At 68.1% G+C, this 15,404-nt stretch carries 11 protein-coding genes and 2 pseudogenes; 3 read left to right on the plus strand and 10 right to left on the minus strand.

All coding sequences use genetic code 11. From position 1 onward, the window contains the following. The 9 genes and pseudogenes from CFN17_RS03040 to CFN17_RS03080 all read right to left on the minus strand — a co-directional run. A pseudogene (locus CFN17_RS03040) lies at positions 1–249 on the minus strand (IS30 family transposase); the annotation flags it as partial. 93 nt (positions 250–342) lie between these two features. Next, positions 343–1,326: an aldo/keto reductase gene (locus tag CFN17_RS03045; protein WP_208749909.1), complete on the minus strand. Its 984-nt coding sequence runs from the start codon at positions 1,324–1,326 to the stop codon at positions 343–345. An 87-nt stretch (positions 1,327–1,413) separates the two neighbouring features. Further along, positions 1,414–2,157 (minus strand): aspartate/glutamate racemase family protein, encoded by a 744-nt coding sequence (locus tag CFN17_RS03050; RefSeq protein ID WP_208749910.1) that lies wholly within the window; start codon positions 2,155–2,157, stop codon positions 1,414–1,416. 26 nt (positions 2,158–2,183) lie between these two features. Next, the gene (locus tag CFN17_RS03055) at positions 2,184–3,752 is read right to left on the minus strand and encodes an NCS1 family nucleobase:cation symporter-1 (protein WP_208749911.1); all 1,569 of its coding nucleotides are present in this window, start codon (positions 3,750–3,752) and stop codon (positions 2,184–2,186) included. 279 nt (positions 3,753–4,031) lie between these two features. Continuing rightward, complete coding sequence (locus tag CFN17_RS03060; protein ID WP_208749912.1) at positions 4,032–6,908, minus strand: molybdopterin-dependent oxidoreductase; 2,877 nt, start codon at positions 6,906–6,908, stop codon at positions 4,032–4,034. A 2-nt stretch (positions 6,909–6,910) separates the two neighbouring features. Continuing rightward, a complete protein-coding gene (locus CFN17_RS03065; protein WP_208749913.1) occupies positions 6,911–7,855 on the minus strand; it encodes an FAD binding domain-containing protein in 945 nt (314 codons plus the stop codon). Then, positions 7,846–9,126 carry an XdhC family protein gene (locus CFN17_RS03070; RefSeq protein WP_208749914.1) on the minus strand — a complete coding sequence of 427 codons (1,281 nt, stop codon included), beginning with the start codon at positions 9,124–9,126 and terminating at the stop codon, positions 7,846–7,848. Before CFN17_RS03070 ends, CFN17_RS03065 begins: the two co-directional genes overlap by 10 nt. Before the next feature lie 89 nt (positions 9,127–9,215). Further along, a complete protein-coding gene (locus CFN17_RS03075; RefSeq protein ID WP_208751311.1) occupies positions 9,216–10,712 on the minus strand; it encodes an NCS2 family permease in 1,497 nt (498 codons plus the stop codon). A gap of 14 nt (positions 10,713–10,726) precedes the next feature. Next, positions 10,727–11,221 carry a nucleoside deaminase gene (locus CFN17_RS03080; RefSeq protein ID WP_208749915.1) on the minus strand — a complete coding sequence of 165 codons (495 nt, stop codon included), beginning with the start codon at positions 11,219–11,221 and terminating at the stop codon, positions 10,727–10,729. 374 nt (positions 11,222–11,595) lie between these two features. Here CFN17_RS03080 and CFN17_RS03085 point away from each other — a divergent pair, with 374 nt between their 5' ends. Continuing rightward, positions 11,596–12,960, plus strand: a complete 1,365-nt coding sequence (locus CFN17_RS03085) for an 8-oxoguanine deaminase (RefSeq protein WP_208749916.1) — start codon at positions 11,596–11,598, stop codon at positions 12,958–12,960. A gap of 44 nt (positions 12,961–13,004) precedes the next feature. Beyond that, positions 13,005–13,765, plus strand: a pseudogene (locus CFN17_RS03090) (PhzF family phenazine biosynthesis protein). Here CFN17_RS03090 and CFN17_RS03095 read toward each other — a convergent pair. Further along, entirely contained in the window at positions 13,762–14,007 is a 246-nt protein-coding gene (locus CFN17_RS03095; RefSeq protein ID WP_208751615.1) for a hypothetical protein, read from the minus strand. The pseudogene CFN17_RS03090 and the gene CFN17_RS03095 overlap by 4 nt on opposite strands. A gap of 389 nt (positions 14,008–14,396) precedes the next feature. Here CFN17_RS03095 and pucL point away from each other — a divergent pair, with 389 nt between their 5' ends. Beyond that, the gene (gene pucL, locus CFN17_RS03100; protein WP_208749917.1) at positions 14,397–15,305 is read left to right on the plus strand and encodes a factor-independent urate hydroxylase; all 909 of its coding nucleotides are present in this window, start codon (positions 14,397–14,399) and stop codon (positions 15,303–15,305) included. Positions 15,306–15,404 lie beyond the last annotated feature (99 nt).

A 15,404-nucleotide genomic window follows, 5' to 3' on the forward strand; every position in this document is an offset into this window, starting at 1 on the left:
CATGATCACCGCCCGGTCCACCAGATCAAGCCGGTTGGACCCCGGCCGGACAGCGGGCACCGGGCCCGCCTCAACGCCTCCATCAACACCCATACGCATCTGCATGCCGCCAGTCTTGCCCAGCCACCGCTGCGTATTACTGCGCCACACCCCAATCCGGGCCGAGGCCTCCTTCACCGACACCCCCTGCCGCAGAAGTGAAAAGAACTCATCCTTCAGCGCATCCGGCGCCGGATAACCACTCGGCATAGCAACCTCCAAAAACAGAATGTTGCAACGACCGTATGATTTTGCGCGCCTCCCATGGGCCGTATCTGACCCCGCGTTGGTTTAAGCGGGCGGCTACCAGCGGGGGTGGATGGTGTCGCGGAAGTAGCGGTCGTAGATTTCCCGGACGCCGACGTCGAACGTGGCGTCAATGCCGCTGACGGACGCGGCGGCGGCGTTGGAGCGCGCCTGCTCCACATTCCGTGCGCCCGGGATCACGGTGCTGACGCCGTCCTGCGCCGCGATCCAGGCGATGGCCGCCTGGGCGGTGCTGACGCCGTCGGGCACCAGGTCCTCGAACTCGGCCACCGCCTTCAGGCCCTGGCCGAAGTCCACGCCGGAGAACGTCTCTCCGACGTCGAACGCCGATCCCGTGCGGTTGTAGTTCCGGTGGTCGTCCTCGGCGAAGGTCGTGTCCGCGGTGTATTTGCCGGAGAGCAGGCCCGAGGCGAGCGGCACCCGGGCGATGATCCCCACCCCGGCGGCCTCCGCGGCAGGCAGGACCTCGTCCAGCGGTTTGAGCCGGAAGGCGTTGAGGATGATCTGCACCGTGGCCGTGCCGTCGTGGCGCATGGCCTCGAGCGCCTCGTCGGTGCGTTCGACGCTGACGCCGTAGTTCCGGATGGCGCCCTCGCTGACCAAAGTGTCCAGGGCGTCGTAGACCTCGGCGTTGCTGTACACCGCGGTGGGCGGGCAGTGCAGCTGAACCAGGTCCAGGCAGTCCATGCCCAGGTTGCGCCGGGACCGGTCCGTCCAGGCGCGGAAGTTGGCGAGGTTGTAGTTCTCCGGCACCTGGTCCAGCCGGCGGCCCATCTTGGTGGCCACCGTGAGGTCCAGCCCGGGGTTGGCGGCCAGGAACGCTCCGATGGCCTGCTCGCTGCGCCCGTCGCCGTAGACGTCCGCCGTGTCCAGGAACGTGACCCCCGCGTCCACGGAGGCGGCGAGGATGGCCTGCGCCTGCGCCGGGTCCACGTTGCCCCAGTCCGCGCCCAGCTGCCAGGTCCCCAGTCCAACGATGGAGACGTCCCGCCCGGTCTTGCCCAACTGTCGCTTTTCCATCATCCGACTATAGGCCGGAACAGCAACGCGGGGTCAGATATCGCCCGTTGAGGCCCCTCCCATGGGCCGAATCTGACCCCGCGTTGCTCACGGCGTGACCGGCGCGGAGGCAGCCGCGAGCGGCCAGCCGATGACCATCTTGGGCCGCGGGGCTGCATAGGTCCTGACTTTCGATGTGCTCAGCTGCAGCCGGACCAGCGATTCGGCGATCGTGACTGCCGCCGCCACACCGTCCACCACGGGGACCCCGGCACGGGCCCGGATCTCCTCGTCGAGGCCGGCCATGCCGCCGCACCCGAGGACAATAACTTCCGCTTTGTCCTCCCGGACGGCCAGGAGCGCCTGTTCGATGATGGCCTCCACGGCGCGGTCCGGGTGCTCTTCCAGTTCCAGGACGGCCATGCCGCTGGCCCGGACCGAGGCACACCGTGCGTCGAGGCCCGCGAGCTTCAGCCGGTCCTCGATCAGCGGCACGGCCCGGTCCAGGGTGGTGACCACCGAGTACTTGTGGCCAAGGAACATCGCCGTGCTCGCGGCCGCTTCGGTGATGTCCACGACCGGAACGTCGAGGAGCTCCTGGAGGCCCTCGCGGCCGTGTTCGCCGTAGCCGGCCTGGATGACGGCGTCGAACGGCTCGGGATAGGACAGGACCTTGTCCATGACGGCGATCGCGGCGAGGTAGCTCTCAAAGTTTCCCTCGCAGGAGTCCGCGCCGAACCGGGGAGTGAGTCCCACAATCTCCGTGCCCGGTAGCGCGGCCTGGCGCGCCTGCGCGGCGATGGAGTCCGTCATGGACTGGGTGGTGTTGACGTTGGCTACAAGGATCCGCATGGTGGTTCCGCTTTCAGACAGTCCGGTCAGTGGGTGCTGGCGACGGCGATCGCCTCGCCGTCGATGTCGTCGAACCGCTGGGAGCGGTCTGAGATGGCGTAGTAGATCGCCGCGGCGATTCCGGCCGCGACAAACCACGCGAACGGGGCGACGGCTTCCAACGCCGGAACAAAGGCAACCAGGAGGGCAACGCAGGCGGCGGGCACCAGCGCGATGATCGCCCTGGCGTTGAAGCCCTTCTTGTACTGGTAGGCACCCGCGGGGTCCTCGGTGTACAGCTCAAGCACGTTGACCTTGCCGCGGCGCAGCAGCCAGTAGTCGGCCATGACGACGCCGAACAGCGGACCAAGGAGCGCTCCGAGTCCGCCCAGGAAGTACACAATCACGATCGGATTGTTGTACAGGTTCCACGGCAGGATGATGAGGCCGATCGTGCCGCTGACCCAGGCGGCCCTGCGGAAGTTCAGGTGCTTCGGGAAGAGGTTGGTCAGGGCGTAGACGGGAGCCACAAAGTTCGCCATCAAGTTCACGGCGATGGTCAGGATCAGCAGGGCAAGGCAGGCCAGGACAAGGAACAGGGTATTCGGGATGGTCTGGACGATGTCCGACGGGCTCTTGATGATGGTGCCGTTGATCTTGAACTGGCCGCCGGCCATGACCACTACGATTGCGCCGAAGAGGAGCATGTTGATGGGGATACCCCAGAAGTTGCCCCGCACCACCGCTTTCTTGGAGACGGCCGACCGGGTGAAGTCACAGAAGTTCAAGACGAACGTTCCGTAGATGGACACCCACAGGGCACCGCCGGCAAAGATGGTGCGCCACATGTCGATACCTTCGAGGGCGTGGTTCGAGGACCAAGCGATGGAGCCGCCAGCCTGGACGAAGATCCAGATAGCCATGGTGGCCATCGTGACCAGGATGATGGGCCCGGCGAACGCCTCGTACTTGCGGATCATTTCCATGCCGAAACTCACGATGACCAGCTGCACGATCCAGAGGAACACGAACGCTGCCCAGCCGAGCGTGGAGAGGCCAAGAACGGCGTTGGAGTCCAGGTCCCGGAGCGAGGGAATCATGGCGACGAGCATGACGCGAAGCACCACCGACGCCAGGTAGGTCTGGATGCCGAACCATGCCACGGCCACCGCGCCGCGCAGGAGGCTGGCGATCTGGGCTCCCCGGATACCGAAGCTGATCCGGCTCATGACGGGGAAAGGGACACCGGTCTTGACGCCCATGAAGCCGGAGAAGCTGAGCAGCCCGAACAGCAGGACGGCTCCGATGCCCAGGGCCAGCAGGATCTGCCAGCCGCCGAGCCCGAGGGCGAAGAGTCCGATGGCGAAGGCGTAGTTTCCAAGGCTGTGGACGTCGTTGGCCCAGAGGGTGAAGATGCTGTAGCTCGTCCAGCGGCGGCCTTCCCGCTTCGTCGGAGCGAGGTCAATGTTGTAGAGGGTGGGGCTGATCGTCCGGCCGGAGGCGGCGCTGGCTGCATCGCAAAGCGCGTCGACACCCATGGAAGGGTGGGTGGCTTTGTTCAATTCAGCTGCGGTCTCGGCTGCCGGGTCGACGCCGGTCATCGGGGTCGTCTGCATCGTGGTCTCGCTTCTTGAAAGGGTCTTCCATGCATTCCGCGTCGGGACTTGCGCCAAAGAACGAACGGCAGGAGCGTCATTGCTTCTCTTTCCACAATGCGGAAGATGGGTATCGAGTAGTGAAATAACGGTATGACCCGGATCACTTATCAGTCAAGGGTGGCGGGACCTCGGTCAGTCATAATCGGTTGCTACGACAGCAACGCGGAGTCAGATATCGCCCATTGGGAGCGCTCCCATGGGCGATATCTGACCCCGCGTTGCTTTGGCGGAGGGGCTCTACAGCGAGGGGACCCGGCCGGCTTCCTTCAGGCCCAGGTAGATCTTGTCGCGGGAGATCGGCAGTTCGGCGAACCGGACCCCGGTGGCGTTGCGGATGGCGTTCGCCAGGGCCGGTGCCACCGGGTTGAACGGGCTTTCGCTCATGGACTTGGCCCCGAGCGGTCCGAGTTTGTCGCTGGTATCGGCGAAGTACACCTCGCTGCGCGGCACGTCGGCGAAGGTGGGGATGTGGTACTGCCGCAGGATGTCCGTGGTGACGCGGCCGGCGTCGTCCACCCTGACTTCCTCGTACAGCGCGGCGCCGAGGGCCTGGGCGATGCCGCCTTCGATCTGCCCGCGGCACTGCCGCGGGTTCACCACCACGCCGGCGTCGGCGGCCTGCACGCTCTGCAGGATCCGCAGCTCCCCTGTCCCGGTGTTCACGGCCACCCGGAAGCCCTGGACGTTGAAGGCAACGGAGCGCGGCGTCCCGCCCCAATGCCCCTCGGCGGCGAGTTCGACGCCGGCGGCTGCGGCGGCGTCGTGCAGTTCCGTCAGCGGCACCCGGGTTCCCTCACACACCACGGCGTCGCCGTCCAGCACACAGCCGGCGGCCGGGACCTGCCGGAGGCCGGCGGCGAAGGCGCGGAGGCGGACGGCGAGGTCCTCGGCCGCGGCGAGCGTGGCCTTGCCCGCCACCACGATCCCGGCCGAGCCGAAGGCGCCGGAGTCGTGGTCCACGAGGTCGGTGTCGGACTGCCGGACGAGGATCCGGGCGGCAGTCGTGGCCAGCGCGGTCGCGGCGAGCTGGGCGTGCACGGTGGTGGTGCCGTTGCCGAACTCGGCGGTCCCGACGTCGGCGGCGTATGTCCCGTCCGGCAGGAGCCGGAGCCTGGAGTGGGCGAAGTGGCCGCGCGGCGGGACGGTGTCGATCATGGACAGCGCCGCGCCCTCCCCGGTGACCCAGCCCGGGCCGAGGTCCTCGAGCCCGGCGGTCCGGTAGCGTTCCCGGCCGCGGTCCAGGGCATCCTGCACCAGCCGCGTGCACTGGTCCAGTCCGTAGCTGCCGTAGAGCACGTCCTCTTCCGGGTCCGGGTGCGTGGAGAGCATGTCGTCGCCCTCGCGGACCATGTTGCGGCGGCGGAACTCCATCGGGTCCATGCCGATCCCGGCTGCGAGCTCGTCGATCGCGGATTCGATCGCGAACACCGTCTGGCTCAGCCCGTAGCCACGGAATGCCCCGGACGGCACAGTGTTGGTGTACACGGCGTGGGCGTCCACTTTCTTGTTGGCGCAGTTGTACACGGCCAGGGATTCGCCGCAGCCGTGGAACATCACGCCCACGGAATGGTTGCCGTAGGCGCCGGCATTGGTCAGCACGTCCAGCTGCAGCGCCGTCAGTTTGCCCTCGGCGCTGGCGGCGGCCTTGAGGTGGATGGTGAACGGGTGCCGGGTGGTGGACGCAGTGAGCTGCTCGGTGCGGGTGAATTCGAGCTGCACGGGCCGCCGCAGTTTCAGCGCGGCGAGCGCCACGATGTCTTCGGTGAGGACTTCCTGCTTGCCGCCGAAGCCGCCGCCCACCCGTCCCGCGACCACCCGGATCGCATCTTCCGGCAGGCCAAAAACCCGGCCCAGGGTGCGCCGGACCAGGAAGGGCACCTGGCTGGAGGTGCGGATCTGCAGCCGGCCGTCGTCGTCAATGGAGCCGATGGCGGCGTGGGTCTCCAGCGCGGTGTGCTGCACCCGCTGGGTGCGGTACGTCTGTTCGTGGATGAAGGCCGCCGAGGCAAAGGCCGCCGCGACGTCGCCCAGTTCGGAGTGGAGCTCGGCCACCACGTTCCGCTCCGGCCTGCCGATGCGGGCGGTGGCGGCGTCCTTGTCGCCGTGGACCAGCGGGGCGCCGGGGCGCAGCGCGTCCTGCGCGGTGAACACCGCGTCCAGGACCTCGTACTCCACCGTCAGCGCCCGGACACCGGCTTCCGCTGCGGCCACGGTCTCCGCGGCGACGGCGGCGATCCGCTGCCCGACGAACCGGACCACGTCATCGAGCACCCGGGTGTCGTCCGGGTCGTCGGTGTAGAGCTCGTGCTGGGCGGTGGAGAACAGCTGCGCGGGCGCGTCCTCGTGGGTGAACACCGCGACGACGCCGGGAACGGCCAGCGCCGCCGAGGTGTCGATGGCAAGGATCCGGGCGTGGGCGTGCGGCGAGCGCAGGAGCTTGATGTGCAGCAGCCCGGGGAGCTCCTCCGGGGGAACGTCCAGTGTGTACCGGGCTTTGCCGGTGACGACGGCGAGGCTTGCCGGCGCGGGGACGTCGTCGCCGAGCTGGCCGGGCTGTGGCTTTGGCCGGGGGCCAGCCTGGGCGTCACCGCCGGCCCCGGACCCGAGCGCTGCCGGGTCCGGGTGGCTGGATTCGCTGTGCCCGGCCTCGCCGCAGACGGCGTCAGCGATGGCCCGGTAGCCGGTGCAGCGGCACAGGTTCCCCTTGAGGTTCCGGGGCAGGTTCGCTTTCTGTTCGTCGTCGAAGGTGGCTGCCGTCATCACCATGCCCGCCGTGCAGAATCCGCACTGGAAGCCCTGGCGTTCCAGGAACTGCTGCTGCACCGGATGCAGGCCGGAGCCGGCTTCAGGACCGGCGAGGCCTTCCACCGTGGTCACGGCCCGGCCTTCGGCCCGGACCGCGGGGTAGATGCAGCTGTGCACGGGGACGCCGTCCACGTGGACGGTGCAGGCCCCGCAGTCACCGCCGTCGCACCCCTTCTTCACGCCGAAGTTCCCCTGCTCCCGCAGGAAGGTCCGCAGGCACTGCCCGGGCCGGGGGCCGGCCAGCGCCGGGACGCCGTTGATCTCGATTGCGCCAGTGATTTCGATTGCGCTGTTGTTCTCGACGGCCATGCTCAGGCCCCTTCCTGCTGCGAAGCCTGCGCTGACGCGCGCCGCGGAGGCCAGAAGTCACCGGAAACGCGTGCCGGTGCCGTGCCGGCCGGCGCGGCCAGTTCGGCGCGGATTTCCTCGGCCAGCCGGTAGGTCATGTCCTTGCGCCAGGCGGGCAGGCCGTGGATGTCATCGTGGTAGAGCCCGTCCGGGATGGCGGCGTCGAGCTCGGCACCTGTGCCGGCGTCGTCCGCGCCGGCAGGCAGGCGCAGCTGCACGGGCCGCTTGGTGGCGGCGGTGACGGTCAGGACCAGCGCACCGTCGGCGCCATCTTCTGCACGCCCCTGCCGTCCGATCAGCAGCACGCCGGAGCGGCCCAGGTTGCTCAGCGAGAGCCGGCGGAACGCCACCCGGGAGGCAAGGGCCGACGCCGGGAGGTGGACGCTGCGGAGCAGCTCGCCGGGAGCGAGGCAGTTGCGCGCGTCGCCCGTGACAAAGTCGCGCACGGGGACCTCGCGGCGGGTGCCGCCCGGGCCGAGCACCGTGGCCGTGCCGTCGAGGGCGGCACAGAGCGAGATCATGGGCCCGGCCGGCAGGGACGTGCAGAGGTTGCCGCCCACGGTGGACATGTTCCAGACCTTGAAGGATGCCACGAACGAATCGCAGCATGGCCGGATCAGCTCCAGCCCGGGCCACGCAGCCGCACGGGCCCGGCCGGCGTCCGATTCCGGCACCGCATAGAGTTCGGCGATGGTGCACGTGGCCGCGAGGTCGATTCCGGCGTCGGACACGGTGACCGCCGGCCAGCCGGTGGCGCCGAGGTCCAGGAGCCGCCGGAGGGGTTCGCGGCCAAAGGCGAAGCTGCCGTAGGAAAACAGGACCGTGCCGCCGGCCAGCCAGGCGTCGCCGTCGCGCCAGTCGGCCGGATCCGAGGTGCGGACCACGGCCTCGATGGTGTTCATGTCCATGACATCTCCTGGTGTTGCGGGGTGGAGCGGTGCGGAATGCGGTCTTGCGGAATGCGGTGCTGCCGGGTGGGCTGCTGCGGGGCGGCAGCCGTCCCGGCCACCTGGTGGATAGGACCGCTCCCGTCCTTAAGGGACAGGCCGCGGGCGGACCGGGTCCGGCCGGCCACGATCTCCGCGGTGATGGAGACGGCCACCTCGGCCGGGGTGACCGCCCCCAGATCCAGTCCGATCGGCGAATGCAGCCGCCCCGCTTCCTCCGGCGCCACGCCTGCAGCGAGCAGGGACGCCAGCCGCTGCCCGTGGCTGCGCCGCGATCCCATGGCCCCGACATACGCCAGGTCCAGGCGCAGCGCCGTCTCCAGCAGCGGAACATCGAACTTGGGATCGTGGGTGAGCACACAAACAACGGTCCGGGCATCGAGGCGGCCCGCCGCGGCTTCGGCAGCCAGGTACCGGTGCGGCCAGTCCGTGACCACGTCATCGGCCAGGGCGAAGCGCTCCTGCCGGGCGAAGGCCGGCCGCGCATCGCACAGGGTCACGTGGTAGCCGAGCAGCTTGGCGGCCGGCACCAGGGCCGCTCCGAAGTCGTTGGCCCCGAAGACCAGCAGGCGTGGCGGCGGAAGCCGGCTCTCGACCAGCAGGGTGACGGGCTCATCAGCCGGGCCGCCGAAGCATCCGGCGTCCGCCGCCAACCTCACCACACCGGTGGTCCCGTTGCGCAGCAGCGGCGTCAGCTGTGCGGCCGCCGCCAGCAGCAGGGCGCGGTCCCCGTCCCCGGCGACTCCCAGTAACGCGGCCATGGCCCCGGACTGTTCGATCTCGTAGCCGGCAGGATCGGCAATGACGACGGCGCCGCCGCCTTCGGGCAGGCGGCCATCCGGCCGGCGGACATCCACCCGCCGGATGAGCGCCACGCCCGCGGCGGGAGTCACGGCCTCCACCACGGTCAGGGCGTCGTCCAGCAGTTCGATGTGGATGTCGAGTTCGCCCCCGCAGGTGAGCCCGACGGCGAACGCGTCCTCGGGACTGTAGCCGAAGGACTCGCGGCGCGCGCCGCCGTCGTCGATCACCTCCATGGCCGCCGCCACGACGGCACCTTCGATGCAGCCGCCGGAGAGGCTGCCCAGGACATCGCCGGCTTCGGAGACCAGCATGGAGGTTCCCACCGGACGCGGCACGGAACCGCCGGCGCCCACCACGGTTGCCACCGCGCAGCGCCTGCCGGTGACTGCCGGCTGCCAGTCCCTGAGCGAGGGCATCAGCTCCAACATTGCTGCACGCCCCTTTCCTGCGCGGCGATGGTGTCCATATTCTTGTTCCTATCCTGCTCGGGCGGAAGCACCGTGTGACGTGTGGTTTCCTACGCGCCCAGCAGCGCGTTGATCGGTCCGCGGGCGAAGTACACCAGGAAGCCGGCAGTGACCACCCACATGAGCGGATGCACCTTCTTGGCCTTGCCGGAACAGGCACTGATGACCGCCCAGGAGATGAAGCCGACGCCGATTCCGTTGGCGATGGAGTAGCTCAACGGCATGGTGACGATAGTCAGGAAGGCCGGCAGCGCGACGGAAAACTTGCTGAACTTGATCTCGCGGATCTGGGCCATCATCATGGCGCCGACCACAACCAGGGCGGCAGCAGCGACTTCCAGGGGCACCACGGAGGTCAGAGGTGTCAGGAACATCGAGCCCAGGAACAGCACTCCGGTGACCACGGAGGCCAGCCCGGTGCGGGCTCCCTCCCCGATGCCGGCAGCGGAATCGATGTACACCGTGTTGGATGATCCTGAGGTGGCGCCGCCGGCCACGGCCCCCAGGCCCTCGACGATGAAGGCAGGCTTCAGCCGCGGGAACGTGCCGTCCTTGTGTGCCACACCAGCGCTCTTCGCCAGGCCGGTCATGGTGCCCATGGCGTCAAAGAAGTTGGTGAACACCAGAGTGAAAATGAGCATCGTCGCGGCCAGCCCGCCGATCCGGCCGAAGGCACCAAACAGGTCAAACTGGCCTACCAGGCCCAGATCCGGGGCCGAAACCAACCGCCCCGAGAGAACCGGGGTGTTGAGGTGCCAGCCGCCGGGGTTGCTCTCGCTGCCGGGACCGAGTTTCATGACCGCCTCGACTACCGCGGCCAGCGCTGTGGTGGCCACGATGCCGATCAGCAGCCCGCCCTGGACCTTGCGGGCCACGAGAATACCCATGACCAGCAGGCCGAAGATGAACACCATGGTGGGCACCGACGTGATGGAACCGTTGTCGCCCAACTGGACCGGGGGCCCTGCGGTGGTGGCCCGGACAAAGCCGGAGTCCACGAAGCCGATGAAGGCGATGAACAGACCGATGCCCACGGTAATGGCGGCCTTCAGCTCTTTCGGCACGGCCCGGAAGATCGCCGTCCGGGCGCCGGTGACACCGAAGAGGACGATCAGGATGCCGTTGATCACCACCAGCCCCATGGCCTCGGCCCACGTGACCTCGTGGATCACGGCCACAGCGAGGAAGGAGTTGATGCCCAAACCTGCCGCCAGCCCGAAGGGGAGGTTGGCGATCAAGCCAAACAGGATGGTCATGACGCCGGCGGTGAGACCTGTGACAGCGCCGACCTGCGCAGCGGACAGCCAGCCGCCGGCGACGTCGGTGGGGGCATTGTCTGCGCTGAACCCGCCAAGGATCAAGGGGTTCAGGATGACGATGTAAGCCATGGTGAAGAAGGTGACCAGGCCGCCACGCACCTCGCGGGCCACAGTGGAACCGCGCTTGGTAATTTCGAAGAACCGGTCCAGGAAGGCATTCGACGGCTGCGGCGGCTCGGGGGCCGCCGCCTGCTGCCGGCCGTCGGGAGTGGTGTCCAGGATTGTCATCTCAGCCACCCGACCTAGTAGTCAATCCTGGATGCGAGCGTGTTCCACGTGTTGAACGGTTCCAGGATGGCAGGCGCCTGGGGGTTCTCCAGTTCAAGTTTGGCGACCGGCATAAGCGCTTGGCGCTGGCGGTTTTCGAAGTATTCGTAGAACACGGCGTCGTCGAAGCCGACGGATGCGGCGTCGTGCCGGTCGGCGGCGAACACCACGCGCCCCACGCGTGCCCACAGTGCCGAGGCCAGGCACATGGGGCACGGCTCGCAGCTGGTGTAGAGAATGGCCCCGGTGAGGTCGAAGGTGCCCAGTTCGCTGCACGCCCGGCGGATGGCCATCACCTCCGCGTGGGCGGTGGGGTCGTTGGTGGCGGTGACGCGGTTGACGCCGTCGAACGCCTGTCCGTCGGCGGTAACGATGACGGCACCGAACGGGCCCCCGCTGTTGAGGACGTTGGCAGTGGCTAACTCAATGGATCTGGCCAAAAACTCCTGGGCCGTGACGGTGGTGCTCATGATGCGACTCCCTTTGCCGTGGAAGCCGGTACGCCGAGGTGGAAAGACAGGACCAGATGCGACGGTTACCAGGCTTCAGCATTTGCTTTTGAAGGTTCAGTTGCGCCTGGTAGATAGCTTCCCCGGAGACCGGGGGCCCGCCTTTGGCAAAATCGACATTAGCACCGGAACGTGAGCCACGCCATAGATTTTGGAAAGTAAATTTCGTGATGTGAAATTTTGGTTTCCAAGGTGTCACAATCCGCGGCGTTGACTTCCGCGATCCCGCCAGCCTAGCCTGAACCCCAACCGGCGCCGCGAGCCGGGCGCCTGGATCAGCAGACAGGCCCACACTGAGCTGGCTCATTTTCCGCACGCTCAGACAGGAAACCGCCATGCCGGCACAGCCCTCCGCCTCCCGCCTCTGGATCCGCAACCCCCTCGCCGCCTTCACCGCCAACAACCTCGACGCCTCGGGCGGAATCGTGGTCAGCGGCGGGGTCATCACCGAGGTCCTGGCCGCCGGCCAGCAGCCGTCGGCCCCCTGCCAGGAGACGTTCGACGCCGGCAGTCACGTCCTGCTGCCCGGCCTCATCAACACGCACCACCACTTCTACCAGACCCTCACGCGCGCCTGGGGTCCCGTGGCCAACGCCCCGCTGTTCCCCTGGCTGCAGCAGCTCTACCCCGTCTGGGCACGGCTCACGCCCCGCGACCTGGAACTGGCCGCCACGGCCGCCCTCGCCGAACTCCTGCTCTCCGGCTGCACCACGGCCGCGGACCACCACTACCTCTTCCCGGCCGGCCTGGAAGAGGCGATCGACATTGAGGTCCGCGCGGTCCGGCAGCTGGGGATGCGGGCCACCCTCACCCGCGGGTCCATGACGCTCGGGGAGGCCGACGGCGGCCTGCCGCCGCAGTCCACGGTCCAGCCGGCGGAGCTCATCCTGGCGGACAGCGAGCGGCTCATCGGCGAATACCATGAGCGCGGCGACGGAGCGGTCATCCAGATCGCGCTGGCTCCGTGCTCGCCGTTTTCCGTGACGCGGGAAATCATGGCCGAGAGCGCCGCCATGGCCGAACGCCACGATGTCCGGCTGCATACGCACCTCGCCGAGACGCTGGACGAGGAGGAGTTCTGCCGGGAGAGGTTCGGACTGCGTACGGTGGACTATCTGGACAGCGTCGGGTGGCTGGGCGCCAGGACCTGGCTGGGCCACGGCATCCACTTCAGCGACGCCGAGATTGCCGCGCTGGGGGCCGCGGGAACCGGCGTCGCGCACTGCCCCACGTCCAATATGCGGCTGGCATCGGGCACGGCCAGGGTGCTGGAACTGGAGGACGCGGGCGTCCCGGTGGGACTGGGCGTGGACGGTTCGGCGTCGAACGATGCCTCGAACATGATCCTGGAGGTGCGGCAGGCACTGTACCTGCAGCGGCTGCGCTACGGTGCGCAGGTCCCGGTGGAACGCGCACTGGGCTGGGCCACACGCGGTTCCGCCGCAGTCCTCGGCCGGCCGGACCTGGGCCAGCTGGCGCCGGGGATGCAGGCGGACCTGGCCCTCTTCCGGCTCGATGAGCTGCGGTTCTCCGGCAGCCACGACCCCCTCGCAGCCCTCGTGCTGTGCGGCGCGGACCGGGCCGACCGGGTCATGGTGGGCGGCGAGTGGCGCGTGGTCGACGGGCAGATCCCGGGCCTGGACGTCGCCGGGCTCATTGCGGAGCATTCCGCAGCGGCACGGAAGCTGGTCGCCGGATAGGTCTACTCGGTCAGGGCCGGCACCCGGTATGCGAGGATCGGGCCATGGAAAACACCCCCGAAGTCCTCCGCTATGCGGCTTTTTCCACTTCACCCGACGGCGGCAATCCAGCCGGTCTGGTCCTGGACGCCCGCCACCTCGACGATGCCGGAATGCTGGCCGTGGCGGCCGCCGTCGGGTACGCCGAAACGGCCTTCGTGACGGGGCAGGTTCCTTCACCTTCGACACCCCGGTGGGCCCCGTCGTCATCGAAACAGCCGGCGACGGCGCCGACGTCACCGCATCGTTCACCGGCGTCGAGCCACAGGTGGCAGCATTCGACGACGACGTCCTGACTGAACTCCTCGGGCTGCTCGGCCTCACCCGCGCCGACCTCGATCCGGCCTATCCGCCGCGGATCGCGTACTCGGGAAACTGGCATCCGGTGCTGGTGGTCGCCGACGCCACCGTGTTCGACTCCTTCGGCTTCGATCCGGATGCGGTGCGCAGGCTCATGGATGCGCAGGGCTGGGCTGCGACGGTGACCGTCCTGCACCGGGTTGCCGATGACGCCTTCGAGGCCCGCAACCTCTTCCCCGTGGGTGCTATCACGGAGGACCCTGCGACCGGGGCCGCCGCGGCGGCGGTTGGCGGTTACCTGCGCCTGCTGGGCCTGGTCGACGCGCCGGCGCGCATCTTAATCCGCCAGGGGCGGCATGTCGGCCGGCCGGGACTGCTCACGGTGGCGATTCCCGCTGCCGGCGGAATCACGGTCAGCGGCCCGGCCGTTCGGATCCCCGCCCCTGCGGACCAGGCTGACAGCTAGGACCCGCGGCCGAACACCGGCAGCGCCCGGAACCAGCGGGAGATGCCGCCGGACGTGCGGTCGCGGTCGGCCGGGATGTAGAAGTCCGGGTCCGTGCCGCCGAAGGGCAGGTAGAGCTCCCGGACCTCCGCAGTGGTTTGGCCGGCCGTGGCGTCGCCGGCTCCAGCGCCCCCGGCCGTACGGTTGGCCACGCCATTGGCGGTCTGGACCTCGGCGGCAGGGCCTGTCTCGTGCGGGTTCATCGTTTCCTCCTCGTTCCCGTGCGGCCTTGACAGGCTCGGCACGGCTCATCATCAAATTTCGCATTTTGGAAACTTTTTATTGTTATGCGGAAATTCTAAGAAGGGCGGGCGGGGCGGTCAAGAGCCAGCGCCGCAGCCCGGGACCGCCGCCGGTCACAATTCGATTTTTCCGAAAGTGATGTACACCACGCCTCGGCGGGGCTACTGTTTAACCCAACTCGTGGCGCACGTCACGTAACCTGGGAGCAGCAGGCAGGGTTGTAATGAGCTGGCGTCAACCGACGTCGGCTCTTTTTTGTGGGCCGGCGGAGACAGAAACCCACGCGAAATGCGTACGACATCTCTATGTGGGACTTTGATTCCACATACCGGAAGTTGGGAACTCCACCATGAACAACAAGATCATCCTCGGACAGAACCAGTACGGTAAAGCCGAAGTCCGCGTCGTCAAGATCACCCGCAACACGGCACGCCACGAGATCGAAGACCTGAACGTCACCTCGCAGCTCCGCGGCGACTTCGCCGCTGCCCACCTGGAGGGCGACAACAGCCACGTCGTGGCCACGGACACGCAGAAGAACACCATCTACGCCTTCGCCCGGGACGGCATCGGCTCCCCCGAGGCCTTCCTGCTCCGGCTGGGCCAGCACTTCACCTCAAGCTTCGACTGGGTGACCGGCGGCCGCTGGGAAGCCGAGTCCTACAACTGGGACCGCATCCAGGCCCACGGCGCAGCCCACGACCACTCCTTCGTGCGCAGCGGCCAGGAAGTCCGGACCGCCGTGCTGGTCCGCGACGGCGCGGACCAGCACCTCATCTCCGGGCTGAAGGACCTCACTGTCCTCAAATCCACGCAGTCCGGCTTCGTCGGCTACCCGCGGGATAAGTACACCACCCTGCCCGAGACCACGGACCGGATCCTTGCGACGGACGTTTCCGCCCGCTGGCGCTTCAAGACCGGCACCGACTTCACCGCCGTCGACTTCAACAAGAGCTACGAGGACGTCAAGAGCCTGCTGCTGGAAGGCTTCACCGAGAACTACTCCCACGCCCTGCAGCAGACCCTCTTCGACATGGGTGCCAAGGTCCTCGAAGCCCACGGCGAGATCGACGAGATCAAGTTCTCGATGCCCAACAAGCACCACTTCCTGGTGGACCTGTCCCCCTTCGGCCTCGACAACCCCAACGAGGTCTTTTTCGCCGCGGACCGGCCCTACGGCCTGATCGAGGCCACGGTCCAGCGCGAGGACGCCGCACCGGCCGACATTGCCTGGAGCGGCATCGCAGGTTTCTGCTAGGCCGGCGGGCGCACCGCACCACCCGCCCGTCCCGGGGTCCCTGTCCCGCACCAGCAGACAGGACCCCGGGAGCCGGGCCCACTGATTTGCCACAACTGT

The sequence above is a fragment of the Arthrobacter sp. PM3 genome (assembly GCF_003352915.1).
In the GTDB taxonomy this organism is placed as follows: Bacteria; Actinomycetota; Actinomycetes; order Actinomycetales; family Micrococcaceae; genus Arthrobacter.

What these genes read in the sequence shown, in the direction of transcription:
- CFN17_RS03050 (WP_208749910.1), bottom strand. Translation starts at nt 2,157, where the DNA reads ATGCGGATCCTTGTAGCCAACGTCAACACCACCCAGTCCATGACGGAC.
- CFN17_RS03045 (WP_208749909.1), bottom strand. Translation starts at nt 1,326, where the DNA reads ATGGAAAAGCGACAGTTGGGCAAGACCGGGCGGGACGTCTCCATCGTT.
- CFN17_RS03070 (WP_208749914.1), bottom strand. Translation starts at nt 9,126, where the DNA reads ATGTTGGAGCTGATGCCCTCGCTCAGGGACTGGCAGCCGGCAGTCACC.
- CFN17_RS03065 (WP_208749913.1), bottom strand. Translation starts at nt 7,855, where the DNA reads ATGGACATGAACACCATCGAGGCCGTGGTCCGCACCTCGGATCCGGCC.
- CFN17_RS03055 (WP_208749911.1), bottom strand. Translation starts at nt 3,752, where the DNA reads ATGCAGACGACCCCGATGACCGGCGTCGACCCGGCAGCCGAGACCGCA.
- CFN17_RS03095 (WP_208751615.1), bottom strand. Translation starts at nt 14,007, where the DNA reads ATGAACCCGCACGAGACAGGCCCTGCCGCCGAGGTCCAGACCGCCAAT.
- CFN17_RS03075 (WP_208751311.1), bottom strand. Translation starts at nt 10,712, where the DNA reads ATGACAATCCTGGACACCACTCCCGACGGCCGGCAGCAGGCGGCGGCC.
- CFN17_RS03060 (WP_208749912.1), bottom strand. Translation starts at nt 6,908, where the DNA reads ATGGCCGTCGAGAACAACAGCGCAATCGAAATCACTGGCGCAATCGAG.
- CFN17_RS03080 (WP_208749915.1), bottom strand. Translation starts at nt 11,221, where the DNA reads ATGAGCACCACCGTCACGGCCCAGGAGTTTTTGGCCAGATCCATTGAG.
- pucL (WP_208749917.1), top strand. Translation starts at nt 14,397, where the DNA reads ATGAACAACAAGATCATCCTCGGACAGAACCAGTACGGTAAAGCCGAA.
- CFN17_RS03085 (WP_208749916.1), top strand. Translation starts at nt 11,596, where the DNA reads ATGCCGGCACAGCCCTCCGCCTCCCGCCTCTGGATCCGCAACCCCCTC.